At 42.0% G+C, this 552-nt stretch carries 1 protein-coding gene; it reads right to left on the reverse strand.

Features of this window, described 5'->3' with window-relative positions:
* Window positions 1-95: 95 nt before the first annotated feature.
* Window positions 96-428, reverse strand: a complete 333-nt coding sequence (locus IQR33_RS36140; RefSeq protein ID WP_005381768.1) for a DUF1904 domain-containing protein — start codon at window positions 426-428, stop codon at window positions 96-98.
* Between the last annotated feature and the right edge of the window lie 124 nt (window positions 429-552).

A 552-nucleotide genomic window follows, 5' to 3' on the forward strand; every position in this document is an offset into this window, starting at 1 on the left:
GGATTAACCGCAGACTCCCAAGGAGTAGAACATACTGAAGCTGAGAAACATAAACCCAAAGTTACAATGAAACTCAGCCTCATAGCCTTTAACCTTTAATAGTGTTCGCCATTATCGTAATAAGCTTTAGGAGATAAGGCGGAAAAGATAACTGCAACATCAATATCGGCACCAGCGATACCGCGCACTTGTTGCGTAATAAGCTTGGCAACTTCATCTTGCACTTCCTGACCACGGTCGAACCAAAGCACTTCGACAAAAGGATATGCAGCACTCACCTCACCCTCATTGAAAAACGTAGTGTAGATATACTCAAAAGTAAAATCCTCACGCGGACAGTCCATTAGAGGCTGAAGTTCATCCGTAAGGGGTTTTGATAATGCCTGAACAGCTTGTGGCTCTACAGCACGGAATCGAAAATGTGGCATAAACTTACTTCCTAATTATTAGCATTAATGCATGATGATAACAGGAACCAAGTCAGTAATCATCCAAGCCAATGTAACCACTGACCTTTCAATAGATTGTGAATCAGATGTGCTCGATAACGAA

Source organism: Vibrio sp. OPT46 (genome assembly GCF_015163535.1).
GTDB lineage: Bacteria > Pseudomonadota > Gammaproteobacteria > Enterobacterales > Vibrionaceae > Vibrio > Vibrio alginolyticus.